The following is a 19,427-nucleotide window of genomic DNA, read 5'->3' as shown; positions in this document are numbered from 1 at the left end:
TCGCGAGCAGGCTCGCTCCCACACTTGGAATGCGATCCCCTGTGGGAGCGAGCCTGCTCGCGAAAGCTATCTATCTGTCGCAATAAATTTCAAGACCTGAAGGATATACGCCCTCGCCCATCCCTGAGCAAAACCCTTACACAATTTCACACAGCGCCTACAAAGCTTCACCGCTAATCTCGGCGTCTGCCCGTAGGATGCGGACATCAATATTGGGGGTTGTACATGTCGAACAAACTGCTGGCCGGGCTCGGCCTGATCGCCATGGCGCTGACGCTGAGCGCCTGTGATTCGTCCTCGAAGGCAGAGGATCAGACGCCACCGGCCACGGTGCGCATCGAGACGATCGAAGCGCACCCCCTGACGATCAGCAGCGAACTCAGCGGCCGCATCGCCGCGCCACGCATCGCCGAAGTACGCGCACGGGTGGCCGGCGTGGTCTTGCAGCGCACCTTCCGCGAAGGCAGCGACGTGAAAAAGGGCGACGTGCTGTTCCGCATCGACCCGGCACCGTTCAAGGCTGACCTCGACAGCGCCGAAGCCGCGCTGCGCAAGGCCGAAGCCAATGCCTTCCAGGCCAAACTGCAAGAGCAGCGTTACGCCCAGTTGATCGACGACAAAGCCATCAGCGGTCAGGACTATGACAACGCACGCGCCAATGCCCGGCAGACCGCCGCTGACGTTGCAGCCAACAAGGCGGCCGTCGAACGGGCGAAACTGAATCTGGGTTATGCCACCGTCACCGCGCCGATTTCCGGCCGTGTCGGTCGTGCACTGGTCACCGAAGGCGCACTGGTCGGGCAAAACGAAACCACGCCGCTGGCACTGATTCAACAGCTAAATCCGATTCACGCCGACCTCACCCAGTCGACCCGTGAACTTAACGAATTGCGCCGTGCGTTTCGTTCCGGTCAGCTGCAGGAAGTCGGCCAGGATCAGGTCAAAGCCACACTGATTCAGGATGACGGCAGCCTGTATCCGCTGCCGGGCAAATTGCTCTTCAGCGACATCACCGTCGACCCGGGCACTGGCCAGATCATTCTGCGCAGCGAATTCCCCAACCCGGATCTCGACTTGCTGCCGGGCAGTTTCATTCGCGTGCGCCTGGAGCAGGCAACCATTCAGAACGGGATTACCGTGCCGCAACGCGCCGTACAGCGTGACAGCGCCGGCATTGCTCAGGTGCTGACCGTCGACGAGCAAATGCGCGTCGCCGAGCAACCGGTGCAACTGGGCGCGGTGCAGAACAATCGCTGGATCGTCACCGGCGGCCTCAAGCCCGGCGACCGCATCGTCATCGAAGGGCTGCAACACGCCCGTCCCGGCGAAACCGTGCAGATCGACGACACCCCTCTTCCACTTGCCCAGACCTCTGGTCAGTAAGCAGGACGCTTTTCTATGCCGCAGTTCTTTATCGACCGCCCGGTGTTTGCCTGGGTCGTCGCGTTGTTCATCCTGTTGGCCGGTGCGCTGGCCATCCCGCAGTTACCGGTGGCGCAATACCCCGACGTCGCCCCGCCGCAGATCGAAATCTACGCTGTGTATCCGGGTGCCTCGGCGCAGACCGTCGATGAAAGCGTGGTCAGCCTGATCGAGGAAGAGCTTAACGGCGCCGATCACTTGCTGTACTTCGAATCGCAGAGCAGCCTCGGCAGCGCGACGATCAAAGCCACGTTTCAGCCGGGCACCAACCCGGAACTGGCGCAAGTCGACGTGCAAAACCGCCTCAAGGTGGTCGAGTCGCGCTTGCCGCAAGCGGTGAATCAGCAGGGTCTGCAGGTCGAAAAAGTTTCGTCCGGCTTCCTGTTGCTGATCACCCTGACGTCCAGTGACGGCAAGCTCGATGACGTGGCGCTCAGTGATTATCTGGCGCGCAACGTGATGAACGAGATCAAACGTCTGGATGGCGTCGGCAAGGCGCAGTTGTATGGCGCCGAACGGGCCATGCGCATCTGGATCGATCCGCAGAAGCTGATCGCGTTCAACCTGACACCGGCTGACGTCAATGAAGCCATCGTGGCGCAGAACGCTCAGGTCTCCGCCGGCAGCATCGGCGACCTGCCCAATCCGTCGAGCCAGGAAATCACTGCGACCATTCTGGTGAAAGGTCAGTTGTCGACGCCGCAAGAATTCGCCGACATTGTCCTCAAGGCCAATCGCGACGGCTCGACCGTGCGTATCGGCGATGTCGCACGCGTGGAAATCGGCAGTCAGGAATACCAGTTCGGCACGCGCCTCAACGGCAAGCCGTCCACCGCCGTCGGCGTGCAGCTGTCGCCGGGGGCCAACGCGCTGAACACCGCGACGCTGGTGCGGGCGAAGATGGATGAGCTGGCGCGCTACTTCCCGGCGGGCGTGGAATACAAGATCCCGTACGACACCTCGCCATTCGTCAAAGTCTCCATCACCAAAGTGGTTTACACCTTGGGCGAAGCGATGTTGCTGGTGTTCGCGGTGATGTTCCTGTTCCTGCAGAACGTGCGCTACACGCTGATACCGACGCTGGTGGTGCCGGTGGCCTTGATGGGCACATTCGCGACCATGCTCGCGCTGGGTTTTTCGATCAACGTGCTGACCATGTTCGGCATGGTGCTGGCCATCGGCATTCTGGTCGACGACGCGATTGTCGTGGTGGAAAACGTCGAGCGGATCATGGCCACCGAGGGCTTGTCGCCCAAGGAAGCCACGCGCAAAGCCATGACGCAGATTACCGGCGCGATCATCGGCATCACGCTGGTGCTGGTGGCCGTGTTTATTCCGATGGCGTTCATGCAGGGCTCGGTCGGGGTGATTTACCAGCAGTTCTCGCTGTCGATGGCCACGTCGATTCTGTTCTCGGCATTCCTCGCGCTGACCTTGACGCCGGCATTGTGCGCAACATTGCTCAAGCCGATTGCCAAAGGCGAGCATCACGAGAAGTCCGGGTTCTTCGGCTGGTTCAACCGTCGCTTCGAGCACCTGACCGATCGTTATCAAGGCTGGGTCGGCTATGCGCTGAAACGCAGCGGTCGTTACCTGTTGATCTACGTCGTGTTGCTGGTCGGGCTGGGGCTGTGCTTCGCGCGCCTGCCCTCCTCGTTTCTGCCGGTGGAAGATCAGGGTTACACCATCACCGACATTCAACTGCCGCCCGGTGCCACCAAGAATCGTACGGTGGCCGTGGCTGAACAGCTTGAGGCGCATAACGCCGGCGAGCCGGGGATCAGCGACAGTGTAGTGATTCTCGGTTTCAGCTTCTCCGGCAGCGGCCAGAACGCAGCGTTGGCATTTTCGACGCTGAAGGACTGGTCGCAACGTGGCAGTGATGATTCCGCCAGCTCGATTGCCGATCGCGCCAACATTGCGCTGAGCGAGATCAAGGACGCCATGGCGTTCTCGGTACTGCCACCGCCCGTGGATGGCCTCGGCACATCGAGCGGTTTCGAGTTCCGCTTGCAGGATCGCGGTGGCCTTGGTCACGCAACACTGATGCAGGCGCGCAGCGAACTGCTCGCGGCAGCCGAGAAAAGCCCGGTACTGATGAACGTGCGCGAAAGCGCGCTGGCCGAAGCGCCGCAAGTGCAATTGATCGTTGACCGTAAACAGGCGAATGCCTTGGGCGTCTCGTTTGCTGATATCGGCAATGTGCTGTCCACTGCCGTCGGCTCCAGCTACATCAACGATTTCCCCAATCAAGGGCGCATGCAGCGCGTTGTCGTGCAAGCCGAAGGTGATCAGCGCAGCCAGGTGGCCGATCTGCTGAAAATGCACGTGCGCAACAACGCCGGGCACATGGTGCCACTGTCGGCGTTCGTGCAGGCCAACTGGATTCAGGGCCCGGCGCAGTTGACCCGTTACAACGGCTATCCGGCAATCGCGATTTCCGGCGAACCATCACCGGGGCACAGTACCGGTGAAGCCATGGTGGAAATCGAACGTCTGGTAGCGCAGGGGCCGAAAGGTCTGGGTCAGGAATGGACAGGGCTGTCGTTGCAGGAACGCTTGTCTGGCAACCAGGCGCCGATCCTGCTTGGGCTGTCGTTGCTGGTGGTGTTCCTGTGTCTGGCGGCGCTGTACGAGAGTTGGTCGATTCCGACTTCGGTGTTGCTGGTGGTGCCGCTGGGCGTACTCGGTGCGGTACTGGCGGTGACGTTGCGCGGCATGCCCAACGATGTGTTCTTCAAGGTCGGCCTGATCACCATCATCGGTCTGTCGGCGAAGAACGCGATCCTGATCATCGAGTTCGCCAAAAGCCTGTATGACGAAGGTCACGATCTGATCGATGCGACGTTGCAGGCAGCACGTTTGCGTCTGCGGCCGATTGTGATGACGTCGCTGGCGTTCATTCTCGGTGTGGTGCCGCTTGCGATTGCCACTGGCGCAAGCTCGGCGAGTCAGCAGGCGATCGGCACCGGCGTGATTGGCGGGATGATCACCGCGACGCTGGCGGTGATCTTTGTGCCGGTGTTCTTCGTGGTCGTCATGAAACTCGTACAACGCTTCACCAAACCCCGCTGATCTTAATTGTGGGAGCGAGCCTGCTCGCGAAAGCGTCGGTACATTTAACGTCGATGTTGACTGACCGGACGCCTTCGCGAGCAGGCTCGCTCCCACAGGGATTCTGCAAACATCCAGCGCTGTGGTCACACCTGCCATCGCTGGGCTAAGGTGTCTGAACCACCTTGGCCCATCGAGTCCCCATGCGCTTCCTCGCCCGCACCCACCCTCGCCTGTCTGCCGCCGCCCTCCTCGGCCTCGCCACCGGACTCCTCGTCCCCGCCGATTCCATCGTCAGCAAAATCCTCATCGGCTGGAACGCCGGTGTCTGGACTTACCTGATCCTGATGTTCTGGCTGACCGTGCGCGCCAAGGCGCCGGACGTCAAACGCATCGCTGAAGTCGAAGACGAAAATGCCGGGCTGGTGCTGTTCGTGGTGTGCATCGCCGCGCTGGCGAGTCTGGCGACCATCACCTTCGAACTGGCCGGCAGCAAGGACCTGGAAACTACGCGCAAGCTCATGCATTACGGTTTCACCGCGCTGACGGTGATTGGTTCGTGGCTGCTGATCGGGGTGATTTTCTGCGTGCACTACGCGAGGTTGTATTACACCTGGGATGGCAAGGAACCGGCGCTGCGCTTCGCCGAAGGGCTGACCACTCCCAATTATTGGGACTTCCTGTACTTCTCGTTCACCATCGGCGTGGCCGTGCAGACTGCCGATGTCGGCGTGGCCACCCGCGACATCCGCAAAATCGTCTTGGCGCAATCGTTGATCGGCTTCGTGTTCAACACCGCGATTCTGGGCTTTTCGATCAACATCGCTGCCGGTTTGTTCGGCTGACGGAGCCCCGCCCGTCGGCTGCCAGTCGCTGACAGGTGATCATTCACTTGACGGAAGATTTGTTTTTGGTGTTTCCTGAAACCGGTTTCAGCGCTGCTTGCAGACATTGAACCTATAAATCCAATAACAAGGTTTCAGACCGTGAACGACTTCTCCGCCGCCCAGCGCAGCCGCGTGACCATGCTCGACGTCGCCGAACGCGCCGGCGTGTCCAAGGCCAGCGTCTCGCGTTTCATCGGCGATGACCGCGCCCTGCTCTCCGATGCCATTGCCTTGCGCATCGAACATGCCATCAGCGAACTCGGCTACCGCCCCAACCAAATGGCTCGCGGCCTTAAGCGCGGGCGAACGCGCCTGATCGGCATGCTGGTGGCCGATATCCGTAACCCTTATTCGATTGCCGTGATGCACGGGGTGGAAACCGCCTGCCGTGCGCACGGCTACAGCCTGGTGGTGTGCAACACCGATCGCGATGACGAGCAGGAACGCCAGCATCTGGCGCTGTTGCGCTCGTACAACATCGAAGGGCTGATCGTGAACACCCTTGGCCATCACCGTGACGAACTGCATGAACTGCGCCGCGAGATGCCGCTGGTGCTGGTGGACCGCAAGGTCGACGGGCTCGACAGCGACATGGTTGGGTTGAACAACCCGCAGGCTGTCGAGATGGCGCTTACGCATCTGCAGCAACGTGGCTATCGGGATCTGGTGTTGGTGACTGAACCGTATGACGGCACCAGTTCGCGGATCGAGCGGGTCAGCAGTTTTCAGGCGCAGATTGCCCAGCGTTCGGATTTGGCTGGGGCTGTACTGGAAACCGGCGATGATCTGCAAAGCCAACTTCGCACCTTTTTAAACACTCCTGGCAACGGTCCGAAAGCGCTGTTTTGCGCCAATGGCGTGGCGGCGTTGGCAGCCACGACGGCATTGCGGGCGATGGGCTCGCGGTTGTTCGAGGATGTCGGGCTGATTGCCCTGGATGATCTGGATTGGTATCCGTTGGTGGGCAGCGGGATTACCGCGCTGGCTCAGCCGACGGCAGAGATAGGCGCGCGGGCGTTTGCGTGTCTGCTCAAGCGCTTGCGTGGGGATGAGGAGGTGGCACGGGTGGTGGATTTTGCGCCGGTGCTGGTTGAGCGTGGATCGACCCTTGAGGTTGGTGGTGTTTGATCTGACGCCTTCGCGAGCAGGCTCGCTCCCACAGGTGACCGCGTTCCAAATGTGGGAGCGAGCCTGCTCGCGAAGGGGCCCGCAAAAACAATACATCACGGTCTGATATTTTTTTGAACAAAAATGAAACCGGTTTCAGAGGTCAATAACAATGAATAAACCCGCCGTTTCCATCAGTCTGTCCAGCTACGGCGCCGAGCTTGTGCGCCAGCGTGGGCAGGATTCTTTTATCGATGTTCTGGCTGCCGCCGGAGCGAACCGCATCGAATGGCGCGAGGAATTGCTGACCCGTGAAGACCCAGCGCAACTGGCTCAGGCCACTCAGGCGCAGGGCCTGCAAAGCATCTATTCCTCGCCCACCGAACTGTGGCTGGCCGGTCAGGCGCAGCCGAACCCCGAGTTGATCACCGCGCTGAAACAGGCCGAAGCGTTCGGTTCAAAATGGCTGAAAGTCTCCCTCGGCTACTTCACCGACAACAATGATCTGCAAGCTTTGGCCGAACGTTTGAAACACACCCCGGTGCAGTTGCTGGTGGAAAACGACCAGACTTTACAGGGCGGGCGCATCGAGCCATTTCAGCGCTTCTTCGCCGCCGTCGAGCAGCACAACCTGCCGATCAAGATGACCTTCGACATCGGCAACTGGCAGTGGCAGGACCAGTCTGCTGCCAGCGCCGCGCGTTTACTCGGCCGGCATGTCGGCTATGTACATTGCAAAGCGGTGGCCCGTCGCGCCGACGGCAAACTGGTCGCGGTGCCGCCGGCCGTCAGTGACCTGCACCTGTGGGAACAACTGCTGCGGCACATGGCCCAAGGCGTTATGCGCGCGGCCGAATACCCTTTGCAGGGCGATGATCTGGTGCAGTTGACCACCGAGCACGTCGCCGCCCTCGCCCGCCTCGGCCAATCGCGTCTGGAGCCTGCTCATGTCTGAGATCGATATTCTCTCGTTCGGCGAAACCATGGCGATGCTGGTCGCCGAGCAGACCGGTGATCTAGCGGCGGTCGAGCTCTTCCATAAACGCATCGCCGGGGCTGACAGCAACGTGGCGATCGGGCTGTCGCGTCTGGGTTTCAACGTCGCGTGGCTGAGCCGGGTCGGCAATGATTCGCTCGGGCGCTTTGTGGTCGAGACCTTGATCAAGGAAGGTCTGGATTGCAGCCACGTTGACGTGGATAAACAGCACCCGACCGGTTTCCAGTTCAAATCGCGCAACGACGATGGCAGCGACCCGCAGGTCGAGTATTTCCGACGCGGTTCGGCGGCCAGTCATCTGTCGCCGCAGTCGATCACGGCCAGTTTGCTGAGTGCTCGGCATCTGCACGCCACTGGCATTCCACCGGCGCTCTCGGCTTCGGCGCGGGAGATGTCTTTCGAACTGATGACGCGCATGCGCAATGCCGGGCGCAGCGTGTCGTTCGATCCCAATCTGCGCCCGAGCCTGTGGGCCAGCGAGCGCGAAATGATCACCGAGATCAACCGCCTCGCCGCTCTCGCCCATTGGGTGTTGCCGGGGTTGAGTGAAGGTCGTTTGCTGACTGGTTTCGAAGACCCTGCGGACATTGCTGCGTTTTATCTTGATCAAGGTGCCGAAGCGGTGGCGATCAAGCTTGGCCCGCAAGGCGCCTACTACCGCACGCAACTGGATCAGGGTTTTGTTGCCGGCGTGCCGGTGGCCAATGTGGTCGACACGGTCGGTGCCGGTGACGGTTTTGCGGTGGGGATGATCAGCGCCCTGCTCGAGCATCAGAGTTTTGCCGAGGCAGTGCAGCGGGCGAACTGGATTGGCAGTCGGGCGGTGCAGAGTCGCGGGGATATGGAGGGGTTGCCGACCCGGGCAGAACTTGATCGATCGTTCCCACGCTCCAGCGTGGGAATGCATACCGTGACGCTCCGCGTCACAGAGGACGCGGAGCGTCCTTAGAGGCGTTCCCACGCAGAGCGTGGGAACGAGAAGTTGTTTGAACCTGCTGCGACAAAAACAACAAGCTCAGGAGCAAGACCCATGAAAACCGCAACCCTCGCCACCCGCCGCTGGTGGTACATCATGCCGATCGTGTTCATCACCTACAGCCTGGCGTATCTCGATCGCGCCAACTACGGCTTCGCCGCCGCATCGGGCATGGCCGAAGACCTGATGATCACCCCGGGCCTGTCGTCGCTGCTCGGTGCGCTGTTCTTCCTCGGTTACTTCTTCTTCCAGGTACCCGGTGCGATCTACGCGCAGAAGCACAGCGTGAAGAAGCTGATTTTCGTCAGCCTGATTCTCTGGGGCGGTCTCGCCACGTTGACCGGCGTGGTCTCCAACGCCTATTGGCTGATCGTCATTCGCTTCATGCTCGGCGTGGTCGAAGCCGCTGTCATGCCAGCCATGCTGGTCTATCTGTGCCATTGGTTCACCCGTGCCGAACGCTCGCGGGCCAACACGTTTCTGATTCTCGGCAACCCGGTGACGATGCTGTGGATGTCGGTGGTTTCGGGCTATCTGGTGCAGCATTTCAGTTGGCGCTGGATGTTCATCATCGAAGGTTTGCCGGCGGTGCTGTGGGCATTTATCTGGTGGCGCCTGGCCGATGATCGTCCGTCCGAGGCCAAGTGGCTCAACGACCAGGAAAAGCAGGATCTGGAGAGCGCGCTCGCCGCCGAACAGGTCGGCATCAAAGCGGTGAAAAACTACGCCGAGGCGTTCCGTTCGCCGAAGGTGATCATTCTCGCGCTGCAGTTTTTCTGCTGGAGCATCGGTGTTTACGGCTTTGTGCTGTGGCTGCCGTCGATCCTTAAGGCCGGCGCGCAAATGGACATGATCGAGGCCGGATGGCTGTCGGCGCTGCCGTATCTGGCGGCGGTGATCGGCATGCTCGTGGTGTCGTGGGGTTCGGACAAGTTGCAGAAGCGCAAACGCTTTGTCTGGCCGCCGCTGCTGATCGCGTCCATCGCGTTTTACGGTTCCTATGCACTCGGTGCTGAACATTTCTGGTGGTCGTACTCGCTGCTGGTGATTGCCGGCGCCTGCATGTACGCGCCTTACGGGCCGTTCTTTGCCATCGTCCCGGAGATTCTCCCGGCCAACGTTGCCGGTGGTGCGATGGCGCTGATCAACAGCATGGGCGCGCTCGGTTCGTTCGGCGGCTCGTATCTGGTCGGTTATCTGAACAGCTCCACCGGTTCGCCCGGCGCTTCGTATCTGTTGATGAGTGGCGCGCTGCTGCTGTCCGTGGTGCTGACGATTTTTCTCAAGCCCGGCGCCAGTGATCGCGTCGTCGCCAAAGCCGTTGCCACGCGTGCCGTGCAAGCGCATTCCTGAAGAGACTTCTGCCATGAAAAAACAGGTCGTGTTGTACAAGAAACTTTCGCCTGCGCTGATGGCGCGTTTGCAAGAACAATGCGAGGTGACGCTGATCAACAGCCTCGACGCCGACGGTCTGATGCAACTGCGCGATGCCCTGCCCCGCGCCCACGGTTTACTCGGCGCCAGCCTGAAGCTGGATGCCGCGTTGCTTGATCTGGCGCCGCAACTCGAAGCTATCGCTAGCGTTTCGGTAGGTGTCGATAACTACGACATCGATTACCTGAGTCAGCGCAAGATCCTCCTGAGCAACACCCCGGACGTGCTCACCGAAACCACCGCCGACACCGGTTTCGCCCTGATCCTCACCGCCGCCCGGCGTGTGGTGGAACTGGCGAATATGGTGCGCAGCGGTCAATGGAGCCGCAACATCGGCCCGGCGCATTTCGGCACCGATGTGCATGGCAAGACGCTGGGCATCATCGGCATGGGCCGCATCGGCGAAGCATTGGCGCAGCGCGGGCATTTCGGGTTTGGAATGCCGGTGATCTATCACAGCCAGTCGCGCAAACCGGCGGTCGAGGCGCGATTCGATGCGCAATATCGCAGCCTTGAAGATCTGCTCCAGCAGGCTGATTTCATTTGCCTGACCTTGCCATTGACGGCGCAAACCGAGGGTTTGATTGGCGCCGAGCAGTTCGCGTTGATGCGCCCGGAAAGCATCTTCATCAATATCTCGCGGGGCAAAGTGGTTGATGAAGCGGCGATGATTGATGCGCTGCGTCAGCAACGGATTCGGGCGGCGGGGCTGGATGTGTTTGAGCGTGAACCGCTGAATCATGACTCGCCGTTGTTGCAGTTGAATAATGTGGTGGCGACGCCGCACATGGGCTCGGCAACGCATGAAACGCGCGAGGCGATGGCGCGGTGTGCGGTGGAGAATCTGTTGGCGGCGTTGAGTGGGGAGAAACCGGCGAATCTGGTGAATCCATCGGCCTGGCAGGGCTGAATTAATCGGTGACTGTAATGCCGCCTTCGCGAGCAGGCTCGCTCCCACACTGGATCTTCAGTGTTCACAAAACCAATGTGGGAGCGAGCCTGCTCGCGAAGAGGCCGGGACGGGCAACACAAAACCATCAGGCACTGCGCGCCTGTAACAGCTGCGCAGCACAAAGCGCAATCCGCGCACAGGCATCCGCCAGTTTCACCCGATCCAGCACCAGACCAATACGGATATGCCCCGCCGCACTCGGCCCGAACGCTTCACCGGCCAGCACCGACACGCCATAACCCTCCAGCAACTGTTCGGCAAACGCCTGGGCACCGAGCCCGGTCTGGCGCACATCGACCATCACGAACATGCCGCCATCCGGGCGAATCGGGTACAACCCCGGACAACCCTGCAAACGCTCGCAGACCAGATCGCGACGCAGGCGATATTCCTCGCGCATCTGCGTCACTTCCGGCAAATCGGTTTCCAATGCTATCTGCGCGGCCTTCTGCACAAAATCCGGCAACCCGAACAACATGCTCAACGACAAATTGACCAAATGCTCGGCCAGCGATTTCGGCCCGATCATCCAGCCGATGCGCCACCCGGTCATGGCATGGGATTTCGACAGGCTGTTGATGGTCGCCGTGCGTTCGGCCATGCCCGGCAAACTCGCCGGGCTGACGTGCTGACCTTCATAGAGCAGCTCGCTGTAAACCTCGTCGCTGATCAGCCACAAATCATGGCGAACGCACAGTGCCGCCAGTTCTTGCCAGATCAGCAGTGACAGGCTCGCGCCAGACGGATTGTTCGGACTGTTCAACAGCATGGCGCGGGTTTTCGGGGTGATGCGCGCAGCGACATCGGCCGGGTCGACGCGAAAGCCGTTTTCCGGACGCACCGGCACCGGCACCACCGTTGCGCCGCAAGCGCCAAACACGCCTTCGTAGGTGACATACATCGGTTCGGCGACGATCACTTCATCGCCCGGATCCAGCAAGCATTGCGCCACCGAATACACCGCGCATTGCGCGCCGGGCATGACGATCACATGGTCAGCATCGACCGTTTGCCCGCTGCGCCGACGATGGCGTTCGGCAATCAGCGTGCGCAGTGCCAAACGACCGCGCACTTCGGAATAATGGGTATCGCCGGCCAACAAGCTGTCGATCGCGCCGTGAACAATTGGCAGAGGTGTATCGAAATCCGGATCGCCAATGCTCAGCAGCAGGATATCGACACCCTCGGCGCGCAACTCCAGCGCTCGGTCGTGAATCTGCCAGGCGGCGGCTCCTTCTCCGGCGATTCGTTGGGTCAAGGCTGAATAGCGCATGTACGTCTCCTGATTGCGCGGTCTCCAGCCTTCACCGTATCTCAAATCACGAAACGCGCCACCATCGCATTCAAATCCACCGCCAGACGCGACAATTCGTGGGTCGCGGCGCTGGTCTGGTTGGCCCCGGCGGCCGATTGCGTGGCCAGATCGCGGATGTTGACCAGGTTGCGGTCGACCTCGCGCGAAACCTGTGCCTGTTCTTCCGAGGCGCTGGCAATCACCAGGTTGCGCTCGTTGATTTGGTGGATTGATTGGGTGATCTGCTCCAGCGCTACGCCGGCCGCGCGGGCCATTTCCAGGGTGGATTGGGTGCGCTGGTTGCTTTGCTGCATCGACGAGACCGCTTCGCCGGTGCCGTTCTGGATGCCGGCGACCATTTTTTCGATTTCCTGAGTCGACTGCGCGGTGCGATGGGCCAGCGCGCGCACTTCGTCCGCCACGACCGCGAAACCACGCCCGGCCTCACCGGCGCGTGCGGCTTCAATGGCCGCGTTGAGCGCCAGCAGGTTGGTCTGTTCGGCGATGGCGCGGATCACGTCGAGCACTTTGCCGATGTCGCGGCCCTGCGCGGCGAGGCCTTCGATCATTTGCGCGGTGTTCTGCACGTCGTGCGTCATGGTCTGAATCGCGTCGACGGTTTTCACCACTTGATCACGACCTTCGCGAGCGGCGTGGGTCGATTGGTTTGAGGCTTCGGAGGTCGACACGGCGTTGCGCGCGACTTCTTCGACGGCGGCGGTCATCTCGTTGACGGCGGTGGCGGCTTGTTCGATTTCATTGTTCTGCTGCTGCAGGCCACGGGAAGCTTCTTCGGTCACCGCGCTGAGTTCTTCGGCAGCAGCGCCCAGTTGCGTGGCGGAACCGGCGATCTGCTCGATGGTTTTGCGCAAGTTGCTCTGCATGGTGGCCAGCGCCTGCAGCAACTGCGTCGCTTCATCCTTGCCATCGACTTCGATGACTTTGGTGAGGTTGCCGTCAGCAATGGTTTGCGCGGCCTGCACGGCACGGTTCAGCGGGGTGACGATGCTGCGGGTCAGCAGCCACGCCAGTAGCACCGTGGCAATGGCCGCGAAAACGGCGACGATAATGATGCCCGTAATCGCGCTGTCATAGTATTGACCCGCCTGAACTGATGCTGCTTTGGCGTCGGAAGCATTCATGGCGATCAGTTTGTTGAGCTGCTCGCCCATCTGGTCGGTACCGTCCTTGATCCGCGTGTTGATCAGGGTACGCATCTCGTCGACCTTGTCCTGGCGCGACAGCTCCATCATCTGGTTCTGCGCTTGCAGGTAGTTGTCCAGCGTGGTCGCGAAGGTCTGGTACAACGCCCGTTCTTCCGGGCCGGCCGGCAGTGCGGCGTAACTGGCCTGCGCGGCGCGAACCTTGTCGACCAGAACGCCGATGCGGGTCTGCGCTTCCTGCAACCCGGCGGCTTCGCGGTTGACCAGCACGCGGAACGACAGAATGCGCAGACGCAGGACGTTTTCTGTCACTACGGCAAGTTGCGTCACGCTGGGAAGTTGCGTCGAATCCATTTCGACAGAGGCCTGACGGATGATCGACATGCGGTTGACGGCGAACACGCCGAGCACGATCACCAACAGGGCGATAAAGGCAAAACCGAGGAAGGCACGGGGCGCGATATTCAGGTTACGCAGGGACATAGTTGAGCTCTCGAAAGATAGAAACTACGAGCGTCCATGCGTCATCACTGGCCCGTGGGGGCAGGCTCAGTCCGGCGTCACTGTTTTAGGAAGTTATGTGCGCGCCTGTTAGCTGTATCGGCCAGGCTTTAGGAAGATTGCGGGTCAATCGCAACTATTTTTCCGGGTGTTACAGCGATGAAGCACCGTTAATCTCTTTGTGTAGGAGCTGCCGAAGGCTCGGGCCGCGATCGGACGATCTTTTGACCTGAGCTTTTAAAAGCAAAATCAAAAGATCGCAGCCTTCGGCAGCTCCTACAGGAGCTGCTCAGGATTTCGCGGCCATGTGCCAGACGCGGGCGATGTCAGTTGCGCGTTCACGCAGCAGGCGCGGAGCTTCGGCGCAGGCCTGCTCCAGCGTCATCGGGCCGCTGGTCACGGCGAATGCTGCATCGATGCCGTGATCGTAGAGTGCCTGGTAACCCTCACCCAATGTCCCAGCAATGACAATCACCGGCACCGCGTGTTGCTTGGCAATCCGTGCGACACCGAACGGCGTCTTGCCGCGCAAGGTCTGCGCATCGAAGCGCCCTTCCCCGGTGATCACCAAATCGGCACCTTTGACCGCTTCGGAGAGGCCGACCAGTTCGGCAACCACTTCCACCCCGGCCTGAAATTGCGCCCCGAGAAACGCTTTGGCGGCAAAACCCAAACCGCCCGCCGCGCCACTGCCCGGCTCGTCACGAACGTCTTTGCCCAGGGCCTGTGCGCACAGCTCGGCGAAGTGGCCCAACGCCTGATCGAGTTGCTGCACCTGCGTCGGTGATGCGCCTTTCTGCGGGCCGAAAATCGCCGAGGCACCGTGCGGGCCGCACAGCGGGTTGTTGACGTCAGCGGCGATATCGAAACGCACCTGCGCCAGACGCGGGTCGAGTTCGCTCAGATCCAGTTGTGCCAGTTGCGCCAATGCCAAACCGCCGGGCACCAGCGACTGATGTTGCGCATCGAACAACTTCACGCCCAACGCCTGCATTGCCCCGGCGCCGCCATCGTTGGTCGCACTGCCGCCAATCGCCAGAATCACTCGTTGCGCGCCGGCATCCAGCGCGGCACGGATCAGTTCGCCGGTGCCGAAGGTGCTGCTGATACAGGCATCGCGTTGCCCCGGCGGCACCAATTGCAAGCCGCTGGCTTCAGCCATTTCAATGATTGCGGTGTGGTTGTGTGGCAACCAGCCCCACGCTGCATCGACCGGCGCGCCCATCGGGCCACGCACACGGGTGCGGCGCAGTTCGCCTTCGCAGGCAGCGAGGATCGACTCGACCGTGCCTTCGCCGCCGTCAGCCATTGGGCATTTGACCAGTGTGGCCTGCGGCCAGACCTGGGCCAGGCCAAGGGCAATGGCTTCGGCGACGCCTTGGGCACTCAGGCTGTCCTTGAACGAGTCGGGGGCGATGACGATCTTCATGCGAATTCTCCGGTTGCAATGCCCCTCATGCTGCCAGTCTGCCTGCGCGTTGACGCCGGTCCGCTGCACAAGTGGCGGGGGCGTTTATTGTTCATTTTCACAAAAGATCTGTTTTTTGATGTTACGGCCCCTTCGCGAGCAGGCTCGCTCCCACAGGTTGACCGCATTCCATTGTGGGAGCGAGCCTGCTCGCGAAGGCTTCCTTAAAGGCGCCCAATCAGTTCGGATCAGTCTGGGGAAGAAGCTGCACCCCGAGATACAGCGCCAGCATCCCATCGAGCCGCAGCGGATCAACCCCGCTCAACTCGGCAATCCGCTCCATCCGATAACGCAAACTGTTGCGATGAATCCCCAACGCATCAGCACACGCCTGACTCTGGCCATCGTGGTCGCACCAACTGCGCAGCGTCGCCAGCAACTGGCCGTTGCCGTCCTTGGCGATCACTTTGCGCAGAGGTTTGAGTAATTCGTCCAGCGCGTCGTCATTGCGATGGCGCCACAACATCACCGGCAATCGATAACGGTTCAGCGTCAACAAACGCGAATGCGGCAACACTTCCCGACCATAGGCAAGCAAGTCGCCGACCCGTCGATAACAACGGCGCAATCCGGCGAGTCCATCCGCCTGCCCGCCGACGGCAATACGCAGCACCTTCCAGCCCAGACCGTCGAGCTTTTCCAGCAAGCGATCGTGCTCGACGGTCTGGCTCGCCGGGCGACACCACAGCAGCGACGACTTCGCCGAACTGACGCACCAACTGTCGGGATAGCGCGACATCAGCCACGCACTCAACGCCTCGACGGTTTGCCCCGGCCCGTGCTCAAGGCCCAGTTCGAACAGATACGGCACCCGCGTCAGTTGCGGTTTGAGCCCAAGTTGCTGCGCTTCATCGACCAGACGCGGCGAGTCCCCGGCCTCGCTCAACAGCAACGCCAGCAGATCATCGCAACGCTGGCGCCGCCATTGCTGCTCGGCCTGCTGATTGCGCTGGCCGACGAGCATTTCGGCGGTCATGCGCACCAGTTCGGCATACGTGCGCAGTTGCTCCGGTTCGCCGGTAATGCCGAGCACACCGATCAAGCGCTGATCGAGCAACAGCGGCAGGTTGATACCCGGCTGCACGCCCTTCAGATGCACGGCCGTTTGCGCATCGATCTCGACCACGCGACCGTTGGCCAGCACCAGTTGCGCGCCCTCGTGACGGGTGTTGATGCGCTCCGGTTCGCCGCTGCCAAGGATCAACCCCTGGCTGTCCATGACGTTGACGTTGTAGGGCAAAATGGCCATGGCCCGGTCGACGATGTCCTGGGCGAGGTCGTGATCGAGTTCGAACATAGCAGGGGCAATCCTTGATTTATGGCACTGGCGGTTGTTCACCCGCACAGGGTCTGGCGGCAAACCCTGTGCTCAGGCACAAAGACAATCCGGCCAAAGGTGACCGAGACTCTCGGGGCGATCAACGTTACCCTTTGCATCGCAAAAAATCATAATAAAGAGAGAGCCGCTATGTCGCAGAGCGCCGCAGCTACCCAGACCATCGTTGACGATAAAAACGCCGTCTACAAACGCATCACCCTGCGTTTGATCCCCTTCATTTTCATCTGCTACTTGTTCAACTACCTCGACCGGGTCAATGTTGGATTTGCCAAACTGCAGATGCTCGATGCACTGAAATTCAGCGAAACCGTATACGGCCTCGGTGCCGGTATTTTCTTCATCGGCTACGTGCTGTGCGGCGTGCCGAGCAACCTGGCCCTGACCAGATTCGGCCCACGGCGCTGGATTGCCGTAATGATGATCACCTGGGGCACGCTGTCGACCTGCCTGTTGTTCGTCACCACCCCGACCGAGTTCTACACCCTGCGGCTGTTTACCGGTGCGGCCGAAGCCGGGTTCTTCCCGGGCGTCGTGCTGTACCTCTCGCAGTGGTTCCCGACCTTCCGCCGTGGGCGGATCATGGCGTTGTTCATGTCGGCGATCCCGGTGTCCGGTTTGCTCGGCAGCCCGTTCTCTGGCTGGATTCTCAATCACTTCGCAGCGGGCCAGGGCGGTCTGGCCGGCTGGCAGTGGATGTTTCTGCTGCAAGGTATTCCGACGGTGATCCTCGGTGCCCTTGCCTATTTCCTCCTGAGCGACAGCTTCGCCAACGCCAAGTGGCTGAGCCCGCATGAGCGTGCAGTGCTTGAGGCGGATCAGGCGGAAGACCTGGCAAACAAGCCGAAAACCACCTCCGATTCACTGCTGGCGGTGTTCAAGAACCCGGCGATCTGGGCGTTTGGTCTGATCTACTTCTGCATCCAGAGCGGCGTGTACGCGATCAACTTCTGGCTACCGTCGATCATCAAGAACCTCGGATTCAGCGATAACCTGGTGATCGGCTGGCTGAGTGCGATTCCGTATCTGCTGGCGGCGGTGTTCATGCTAGTGGTCGGGCGTTCGGCAGACTTGCGCAAGGAGCGTCGCTGGCATTTGGTGGTGCCGATGCTGATGGGCGCGATCGGTCTGGTGATCGCCGTTAACTATGCGGCGAACCCGGCGATTGCGATTCTCGGCCTGACCATTGCCACCATGGGCGCGTTGACGGGTCTGCCGATGTTCTGGCCGGTGCCGACGGCCATGTTGAGTGCGGGCGCTGCGGCCGGTGGTCTGGCGTTGATCAACTCGATGGGGCAGATGGCTGGCTTCCTTAGCCCTTATCTGGTGGGTTGGGTCAAGGACAGCACCGGTTCGACCGATGCCGCGCTGTATCTGCTGGCGGGTGTGATTGTGGGCGGGAGTCTGCTGGCGTTGCGCATGACGCGGACGTTGCGGGTTTGAGTTTTTGATGCACAGGAGAACGGCCCTTTTTCAGGGCCGTTTTTTATTGGGAGTCTGGCTTGGGTTTTGTGGTGTCCTGAAGATCTTTTCCCCCTCACCCCAGCCCTCTCCCCCAGGGGGCGAGGGGGAAAGGGAGCCGATCTGCGGGCTTTTCAAGACTTGAGTTCGACTCGGTATTGCACGTCGGTTTTGCTCGCTCAAACACCTCACCCTAACCCTCTCCCTCCGGGAGAGGGTTAGGGTGAGGGCTGTGTTTAGCCAATAATTCACTTTGCCGCATCGCACGCTTCTGGTATTTGATTAACCCTTTCCCACCGACAAAAGGATTTCGGCATGAGCTATCGCACACTCGGTCACTCGGGCTTGCAGGTGTCCACCCTCACCCTCGGCACGATGATGTTTGGCGAGCAGACCAGCGCTGAGGATTCGCTGCGAATCATCGACAAGGCCTGGGATCAGGGGATCAATTTCATCGACACCGCCGACGTCTACACCAACGGTCGGTCCGAAGAGATTGTCGGTGAAGCGATTGCCCGCCATCGGCATGACTGGGTGCTGGCGACCAAGGTCGGTTTCGGCCCGGTGGACGGCGTGCCGAATCGCAGCGGTTTGAGCCGCAAACACATCTTCAATGGCATCGATGCCAGCCTGACCCGGCTCGGCACTGACTATCTCGACATTTATTACCTGCACCGCGAAGACCACAACACGCCGCTGGAAGTGAGCGTGTCGGCGATTGGCGATCTGATTCGTCAGGGCAAGATTCGTTATTGGGGCCTGTCGAACTATCGCGGCTGGCGGATTGCCGAGGTGATTCGCGTCGCCGATAAACTCGGCGTTGACCGTCCGGTGATCAGTCAGCCGTTGTACAACATCGTCAACCGCCAGGCCGAGACCGAGCAGATCACCGCGGCACAAACCTACGGCCTTGGCGTAGTGCCTTACAGTCCGCTGGCCCGGGGCGTGCTCAGCGGCAAGTACGCGCCGGATGTCAAACCGGACGCCAACAGCCGCGCCGGACGCCAGGACAAGCGCATTCTGGAAACCGAGTGGCGCGTAGAATCGCTGCGCATCGCCCAACAGATTCAGCAGTACACCGAGCAGCGCGGGGTCGGGATGGTCGAGTTTGCGATTGCCTGGGTGTTGAATAACAGCGCAGTGACGTCGGCGATTGTCGGGCCGCGAACTGAAGATCAGTGGGATGCTTACACCAAGGCGCAGGCCGTGCAGATCACGGCGCAGGATGAGGCGTTTATCGATTCGCTGGTCTCGCCGGGTCACGCGTCGACACCGGGATTCAACGATGTCAGTCATTTTGTGTCGGGGCGTAAACCCCATCAAGGTTGAGCTTTACCGCAGGCCTTCGATAGCCGATACCCTCGGCTGTCTTTCA

General features: G+C 60.8%; 14 protein-coding genes. 10 read left to right on the top strand and 4 right to left on the bottom strand.

Translation table 11 applies throughout. From position 1 onward, the window contains the following. Positions 1-225 precede the first annotated feature (225 nt). From AB4N44_RS00845 to AB4N44_RS00810, 8 genes are all read left to right on the top strand, one after another. The gene (locus tag AB4N44_RS00845) at positions 226-1,383 is read left to right on the top strand and encodes an efflux RND transporter periplasmic adaptor subunit (protein ID WP_038368527.1); all 1,158 of its coding nucleotides are present in this window, start codon (positions 226-228) and stop codon (positions 1,381-1,383) included. 15 nt (positions 1,384-1,398) lie between these two features. Then, positions 1,399-4,497, top strand: coding sequence for a multidrug efflux RND transporter permease subunit (locus AB4N44_RS00840; RefSeq protein WP_460110690.1), 3,099 nt, complete (start codon positions 1,399-1,401; stop codon positions 4,495-4,497). Positions 4,498-4,679: 182 nt separating this feature from the next. Continuing rightward, entirely contained in the window at positions 4,680-5,321 is a 642-nt protein-coding gene (locus AB4N44_RS00835) for a DUF1345 domain-containing protein (RefSeq protein WP_034154234.1), read from the top strand. 141 nt (positions 5,322-5,462) lie between these two features. Then, on the top strand, positions 5,463-6,491 hold the full coding sequence (locus AB4N44_RS00830; RefSeq protein ID WP_127927227.1) for a LacI family DNA-binding transcriptional regulator: 1,029 nt from the start codon (positions 5,463-5,465) through the stop codon (positions 6,489-6,491). Positions 6,492-6,642: 151 nt separating this feature from the next. Then, the gene (locus tag AB4N44_RS00825; protein ID WP_460110692.1) at positions 6,643-7,425 is read left to right on the top strand and encodes a sugar phosphate isomerase/epimerase family protein; all 783 of its coding nucleotides are present in this window, start codon (positions 6,643-6,645) and stop codon (positions 7,423-7,425) included. Continuing rightward, positions 7,418-8,416, top strand: coding sequence for a sugar kinase (locus AB4N44_RS00820; protein WP_127927223.1), 999 nt, complete (start codon positions 7,418-7,420; stop codon positions 8,414-8,416). The genes AB4N44_RS00825 and AB4N44_RS00820 overlap by 8 nt, the downstream gene beginning before the upstream one ends. An 81-nt stretch (positions 8,417-8,497) precedes the next feature. Continuing rightward, positions 8,498-9,796: an MFS transporter gene (locus AB4N44_RS00815; protein WP_460110694.1), complete on the top strand. Its 1,299-nt coding sequence runs from the start codon at positions 8,498-8,500 to the stop codon at positions 9,794-9,796. A gap of 13 nt (positions 9,797-9,809) precedes the next feature. Next, positions 9,810-10,787, top strand: coding sequence for a 2-hydroxyacid dehydrogenase (locus AB4N44_RS00810; RefSeq protein WP_460110696.1), 978 nt, complete (start codon positions 9,810-9,812; stop codon positions 10,785-10,787). A 127-nt stretch (positions 10,788-10,914) separates the two neighbouring features. On the opposite strand, the gene AB4N44_RS00805 is transcribed toward AB4N44_RS00810, so the two are convergent. The 4 genes from AB4N44_RS00805 to AB4N44_RS00790 form a co-directional block, all read right to left on the bottom strand. Further along, positions 10,915-12,102: a pyridoxal phosphate-dependent aminotransferase gene (locus AB4N44_RS00805; protein WP_160039778.1), complete on the bottom strand. Its 1,188-nt coding sequence runs from the start codon at positions 12,100-12,102 to the stop codon at positions 10,915-10,917. A gap of 41 nt (positions 12,103-12,143) precedes the next feature. Then, positions 12,144-13,769, bottom strand: coding sequence for a methyl-accepting chemotaxis protein (locus tag AB4N44_RS00800; protein WP_460110699.1), 1,626 nt, complete (start codon positions 13,767-13,769; stop codon positions 12,144-12,146). Between the two features lie 307 nt (positions 13,770-14,076). Next, complete coding sequence (locus tag AB4N44_RS00795) at positions 14,077-15,216, bottom strand: glycerate kinase (protein WP_460110701.1); 1,140 nt, start codon at positions 15,214-15,216, stop codon at positions 14,077-14,079. A 217-nt stretch (positions 15,217-15,433) separates the two neighbouring features. Then, complete coding sequence (locus tag AB4N44_RS00790; protein WP_150752079.1) at positions 15,434-16,552, bottom strand: sugar diacid recognition domain-containing protein; 1,119 nt, start codon at positions 16,550-16,552, stop codon at positions 15,434-15,436. Positions 16,553-16,723: 171 nt separating this feature from the next. Between AB4N44_RS00790 and AB4N44_RS00785 the strand changes: the two genes are divergently transcribed. Continuing rightward, positions 16,724-18,034 carry an MFS transporter gene (locus tag AB4N44_RS00785; RefSeq protein ID WP_460110702.1) on the top strand — a complete coding sequence of 437 codons (1,311 nt, stop codon included), beginning with the start codon at positions 16,724-16,726 and terminating at the stop codon, positions 18,032-18,034. 333 nt (positions 18,035-18,367) lie between these two features. Beyond that, positions 18,368-19,381, top strand: a complete 1,014-nt coding sequence (locus AB4N44_RS00780) for an aldo/keto reductase (protein ID WP_127927210.1) — start codon at positions 18,368-18,370, stop codon at positions 19,379-19,381. Positions 19,382-19,427 lie beyond the last annotated feature (46 nt).

This window comes from Pseudomonas sp. S3_C06, from assembly GCF_054667675.1.
This window is presented reverse-complemented; position numbering and strand designations above follow the sequence as displayed.